Annotated in this window: 4 protein-coding genes and 1 pseudogene; 1 reads left to right on the top strand and 4 read right to left on the bottom strand. The window is 59.5% G+C overall.

The features are described from left to right. Entirely contained in the window at positions 1 to 642 is a 642-nt protein-coding gene (locus AC1DS6_RS39340) for a hypothetical protein (protein ID WP_477104525.1), read from the top strand. Between the two features lie 530 nt (positions 643 to 1,172). On the opposite strand, the gene AC1DS6_RS39345 is transcribed toward AC1DS6_RS39340, so the two are convergent. The 4 genes and pseudogenes from AC1DS6_RS39345 to AC1DS6_RS39360 all read right to left on the bottom strand — a co-directional run. Then, positions 1,173 to 1,502, bottom strand: a complete 330-nt coding sequence (locus AC1DS6_RS39345) for a hypothetical protein (protein WP_441635046.1) — start codon at positions 1,500 to 1,502, stop codon at positions 1,173 to 1,175. Next, positions 1,499 to 2,428 carry a DUF3108 domain-containing protein gene (locus tag AC1DS6_RS39350; RefSeq protein WP_441635048.1) on the bottom strand — a complete coding sequence of 310 codons (930 nt, stop codon included), beginning with the start codon at positions 2,426 to 2,428 and terminating at the stop codon, positions 1,499 to 1,501. Before AC1DS6_RS39350 ends, AC1DS6_RS39345 begins: the two co-directional genes overlap by 4 nt. Before the next feature lie 1,660 nt (positions 2,429 to 4,088). Continuing rightward, positions 4,089 to 4,730, bottom strand: a complete 642-nt coding sequence (locus AC1DS6_RS39355; protein ID WP_441635050.1) for a hypothetical protein — start codon at positions 4,728 to 4,730, stop codon at positions 4,089 to 4,091. Continuing rightward, a pseudogene (locus AC1DS6_RS39360) lies at positions 4,727 to 6,055 on the bottom strand (hemagglutinin); the annotation flags it as partial. The pseudogene AC1DS6_RS39360 and the gene AC1DS6_RS39355, both read right to left, overlap by 4 nt.

Raw genomic sequence — 6,055 nt, forward strand, 5'->3', positions numbered from 1 at the left:
ATGTGGGCCGCCCGGCTGGCCGCGCACTGCCTCCTGCTGGCCGCGGCGACCGCGCCCCTGCATGCGCGCGCAGCCGGGGAAAGCCAGCCACCCGCGGCGGAAGCGCCCACGTGGAGTGGCGCGGTTTCGGCTTACCTCAACCTGCCGAGCGGCAGCGACGCCTATGTCACCGGTATCGCCATCGCCAATCGCGGCGCCTTGCACCTGGAAGCACGGAGCAACTATGAAGGCAAGGACGCGTACTCATTCTTCGCCGGGTACAACCTTGCCGCCGGCGAAGCCGTGCGCCTCGAGGTCACGCCGATCCTGGGGGGGGTCACGGGCAGCACGAACAGCGTGGTGCCCGGATTCGAGGCCACGGTGACCGGCCGCTATGCGGATGCCTATGTCGAGTTCGAATACGTGCCGAACGCCAAGCCGTCCGCCTACACCTACGCCTGGACCGAACTAGCGTTCCGTCCCGTGGACTGGCTCCGCGTCGGCCTTGCCGGACAGCGCACGCGCGCGTATGAAAACGGCCGCGACCTGCAACGCGGCGTCTTTGCGCAAGTAAAGGGCAAGCGCGCCTCCGCCGCGGTGTACTGGTTCAACCCGACGTCGCATGAGCAGGTCGTCGTGGTCTCAGCGGCGATCAGCTTCTGACGCGTCGTCGTAGAAAGCCGCACCGAAGGTTCGGTTCCAGACAGATTGCCCCCTGCGCAAGGGAATAATGGTCACAAGCGCGAATCCAGCGTAGCAGGACCAGACCACCTCATTAGAAGAGGGGGCAAAACAATATGAGCCACCAAGTTTTACGAGCCGCAATGCTTGCAGCCGTTGCCCTGTTTGTCGCTGCCGGAGCCTATGCGCAAACGCAAGCGAGGCAAGGCGAGGTAAGCAAGGCGCAAAGGATGTCGGTCTGCCAGTGCGTGGCCGACCTCCTTTTCATGGCCGCTCAACTACGCGATATAGGGGCGCCCAGGCAAGATGTACTGAAGAAACTGAGTCAGGTTGGCGGGGGCGACCCGCTCTTTCTCTCCACGACCACCGAGGCTACAAACATTGCCTACGACATGCCGCAAATATCGCCGGCGAAACTGAGGCAGGTTCACATCGACAGGTGCAGGAAGGAGGACAGATGAAGAACGTGGACTCCAGATCCTGCCCGGCGAGCGGCGTGATCGTGAGCTGCATCAGCGGTGCTTGCTCTTGTCCGTAGCGCGGTACTTGCTCTCGAACCTCGCGGACAGATCTTCGGCAGGCTCAGGGGTACCACTCGATAGGGCCGCCGCGATCTCAGCGCGCAGCGCCTCCGCTTCCAGTTGGTTGCGTTGCTCCCGCTGCTCAAGCAACAGTAGACCTGCGCGCACAAGGGAAGAGGATGTACTGCTCATCGAATTCCCTTGAAGCGATATTTTGAGAACTGCGTGGCCGCGCCCGTGGGGATCGTTAGCATCATCGGCAACTAATTGCCGATGATGTGAGATCGTCATGGCGATGGAAAACGCGAGTTCGTCAATCAACGCGCAGCAGGAAGAAACAGATCAAGCACCGGCGTGTTTTCGTCGGCATCCGTGAGGGCGACGCGAACCGGCCCAACGTTTGGCGCCAGCCAGACTGTGCCGTGGAAGACTGGCTCAATCGTGACCTTGCCATCGTTACGGTAGCTGTATTCCAGCACCTGGCCTTCGACGGCAACCTTGCAGGCCTGCGCGTAGGTGCCATCCGGCGCCGCCACGTTCTCGCGCCCTAGATACGTGAACTTGAGCTCGGTAATGACCCCGCCAAAGGTCAGCCCGTACGAACCAGTGCCGTCCGCGGCTTGCTTGAACATCGTGTAGGTCCTGGATTGGCCGGTGGCAAGTCCGGCCAGCACGGGTGACGTCATCTGAATATTGGCGCGCATCGCACTATTCCATGGAACGCCCCCGCCAGACGCCATTGCCGCAGGCACCTTCCCCGAGGCGATCAGGTCCGACAGCGAGGTGGCGGCGTAGTCGAAGCGGTAGCGTCGATCCGATCCACCGGAGCCTGGTTTGGCATATGTCACAGCGCCAGCCGGCAAGACGGGGGTCTGCGGATGCAAGTACACAGTGTGGTGCTGCTCCCCCTCGCCGAAGAAGAAGTTCTTGCTATTCCGCACGTCAATCGCGGGGTAGGCGTTGCCGTCAAAGCTCTGCGTCCCCAAGCCGGCCACATCCACCACGTCGACTTGGACCGGCACGATCCAGGATGCCGAGACGTGGCTCCTGGCGCCTTGCGCAGGCGCCTGCAAACACTCCTGACCTAACACGGTGGGGTCGATTGTCTGCGTGATCGTGCCACCGCCATTGACCGAATCAGTGTGAGCGGTTTCCGGGCTGTCACTACCGCCACCGCATCCCGCCAGGGTCATGGTCACGGCCAGCGCGACAGCCGTCATCGCGTAACGCTCGAATTGCGAGTTCATGGATTTCTTCTCCTTTTTGTTGAAGAGATCTAGCTGAGCGTGGCCAGCAGGAGCGGCGCCTTAGCCTCAGATAGCCGGGCGGTGCGAGTGGCACGGCAACCAGCAGTCGCTGGCGACTGTTTGATTGGCTCGCTGGGCGGAAACGCGGATGCCCGCGCCGGCTCCGGCCACATCGGCAATGGCGGTCTGGTACTCGGACACCGGGCCGGTGACTCAACCGCGCTAGATGTGTGCGCGACGTTAGCAGAGTTGAAATACCAGGAAAATCGGACGTGTACTAATTCATCGTTCATTTACACTTTTTGCTTTTTGGGCAAATACGCCAGCAAGGAGCACCTACAGCAATCTGACGCTTGAGCGAGCACCAACGGTCGCGATTTAGTCAGATGTGAAAAATGTTGAAGTCGGAATCTCTACCGGACCGTCCGCTGAGCGACGGTCGTCGCGCGAAAGGTGAGAGGGAGATGGGCGTTCGCGTGTATCTGACGAAGGCCTGGCTGCGAAGCTGCCCCCGTGCATCGGGCGTAGTGGGGCGCGATGGGCGAAGTTGAAAGCGATGCGGGCGGGCGCAGGCAGCGCGCGAACTGAGGCTGAGGCCAGCGCGCACGACTACTCCGCCATGACGAGTGCGCAACGTTGATGGCTGAGCGGATGCCGCCCAGCCATCGGTGCTCAGAACATGTCATCGATTCGATTCACAATGGCGAGAGGCTGCTGCTGCAACGGCGCCAGCAGGCTATGCAAGCAGCATGCAATCAATCGCGGCATTGGCTTGCGGAAGGCATGTTTTGGTGCGCTCCCAAGCGCATTCAATCGCGAAAGACATCCATCAGGATCTGGAAGCATTGGGCAGCCGGCGAGCGCCAGGCAAAATCAAACCGTGAGCCAGAAGTATCGGGAGCAGATAGGAGGGGGCAATCTCATTCAGGCAGACGTTTGAATCGATAGATCGCGAAGTACCTAGCCGTCCCCGTAGGAATCGAGCCTAGCCGCAAGCTCATGTGGACCTGCATTCCGCGCTCAAGGATGAGGTTTCCTGATGGATCTAGGTACAAGGTTACAACAGAATCGGAATAATTCGGTCCAAACTCAGACCGTCCCCCATCACTTGCCCCTCCCCACGAGACGATTCCATCAGAACCAGTGCAGACAAATTTTCCCTTGTCCTCAAAAGAAGAAACATACTCAAACGACCTCCCGTTCCCATACTGCAGAGCGATTGGCGCAAAGCGGTTCGTCATCCGCACCGTTGCGAAGGTAGGGGGAAGGGACCGTCCGTCGCCGGACTGAGACGCCGCTATTACTTCCTGCGCTTGACGAGCGTCCCGAAATGGAAAGGCGTTTGATAAACGCCATTTCCTTGCCGCTTGTTGTGCTGCTGCATCCCCTTCAATGAGTTCACCTATTCCTTCATATCGCCCGCTTAGATTCGGGCAGTGAGCAGCCGCGTATTCGGCAGGATCTAGATTATTACCTCCAACGCCGGGATAGTTCAGCGGGGAATGGAGACAGGCCGTACAACTCAGAGCTATTCCAGCAACACATAACTTGGCTCGCGCCATTTTTTCCTTTGCTTGCTGCGCCCGATTAGCGGAATTCGCCAGGCAATATCCCGCGGCGAGCCGCACGTGGCTTGAGCACAGACGGAAGGGGGCATTCTTCACTGGATCCGCTTGAATCTATACTTCGCAAAATGCTGGGCCGTACCCGTGGGAATCCCCCCAAGCCGAAGCCTCATATGAATCTGCGTAAATTTCTCATAGATGAGATCACCATGCTCGTCGAGGTAAAGCATTGCCACCGAATCAGATGTATTCGGTCCGAATTCGGAGCGCCCCCCCTTGCTCGCGCCGCCCCAGGTTATTTTTCCTTCAGCCCCAGTGCAAACGAAGCGCTTTTTGTCCTCAAAGGAAGACTGCTGTATTGCACTTCTTCCGTTTGGATATGTGAACCTACTTTGGAAGATCCGTTCCTTGACCAGCGATACTTGCCCGTCCTTTGGGTATTGGAAGCGTCCTGTCTCAGACCTAGAGGCATCGTCAATTGCAGACACCTCATCCGCTTTCGCAAATGGGAATACATTGTCTAAGCGCCTGGTCTTTGCCCAACCTTGCGCAGTAGCGTCTCCATCCAGAAGTTCGCCCCTCCCGTCATACCGGCCGGTCAAATCAGGACACGCTGCATCAACATAGCGAGACGGGTCGATATTCTCACCACCAGCACCAGGGTAGTTCGGCGGCGAGTGGAAACAACCCGAGCAGGCCATGACCAGAAAGGGGATGGCTAACTTCATTGCACTCATTTTGCATTCTTCGATTGTTGGCTCTGGTTGCGGAAGACGGACCAATCTATGCCGTATTGATTGAGCAATGTCACGCCAGCGAATGGAGCTGCCAATGGAATATCGATATCGGTCTGGATCTCAAACATCATCCGTTGAAAGCTCGTCATCCCTTCCTTCAGATTCCCCAGCTGGTCATAGGCAGTCAAACTGCCTAGATAGTCATGAGGGCCGGCGAAGGACTCCAGCACCTTGTCCGTGAACGTGCCCGGAGGGTAGGGTGACTTAGCAAGGGTGCCTGGCAGCCCTTGGAATCCGCCGGTCAGCCCCCCCTCTCTATTAAGAGCTTCGGTCAGAGTCCATTTGTCATTCGTATCCGGGTTGATTCCTGTTCCGGTGAAATCCCAGGCCCCATCCGGTCGCTCGGCAACTATTCCGTATTTTCGCAAGTCGTCAGCGCTAACGCGCGTCCCGGCAATCTTCATGCCGTCGCCGTCAATACCAGAGCTGGATCCAGTAGCATTCGAAATCAGTCGCCCATTTTCATCCCTTGCATCGTAGATGCCTTTGAATCGCTGAGACGACTCAATCTGATCCTGACGCATCGCATCGGCCGCCCAAGCGACGGCAGCCGTCGCCAAGCCAGTCACGGCCCCTGCCTTGCAGTCGCCGCCCTGCATCGCAGCCGTACCACAACCAGCCGCACCAGACGCCAGCAGACGGTCCACGCCGTAGCTGGACCCAAAGTACCCCGCCAGCCCCCCGGTTACCGCTCCCGCGAGACCCGCCGTCGCCAGTTGATCGAGCTTGATCGTGCCAGTCATGCCAATCTGAATGGTCGCGCTTGAGGCAATGCTACCAAGCGCACCGGCGATGGCAAGGTTGGCCATGCCTCCGGCTGCAAATGCAGAACTAGCAAGGAGGCCGCCCGCTGCCGTCGCCTCGACAATCGATCCCGTGGCGATAAGCGCAGTCATACCGGCCTCCGCCGCTGCGATCTGCGCCGCAGCGATGGCTGCAGATGCCGCTCCGGCCGTCACTACGGCCAATGCCACCGCGGCCACCATCGCCACGATCTGCCCCAGCGGCCCGAACCCCTTCTTCTCCTTGATGAACCGCGTGTGGATGTCGTCGGCGACCGTGCTCTCGGTGTAGTTCAGCCCGAGGTTGGCCTTCATCTGATTGACTAGAGCCACGGTCGCGGCCTCGTCCACCCTGCCGTCGGCGCCGCGGATCAGGAACGCATCGTTGACCGCATTGATCGCGTCGGCCTCGATGTTCATGTGCATCGCGCTCATGAACCCGCCCGGCTGCACCACCGTCCCGGTGATCACGCTCCAGCCGCC

It is taken from the genome of Cupriavidus sp. 05L310, from assembly GCF_056398185.1.

Coding starts and splice junctions, on each gene's coding strand:
- AC1DS6_RS39350 (WP_441635048.1), bottom strand. CDS start 2,428: ATGAACTCGCAATTCGAGCGTTACGCGATGACGGCTGTCGCGCTGGCC.
- AC1DS6_RS39340 (WP_477104525.1), top strand. CDS start 1: ATGTGGGCCGCCCGGCTGGCCGCGCACTGCCTCCTGCTGGCCGCGGCG.
- AC1DS6_RS39355 (WP_441635050.1), bottom strand. CDS start 4,730: ATGAGTGCAATGAAGTTAGCCATCCCCTTTCTGGTCATGGCCTGCTCG.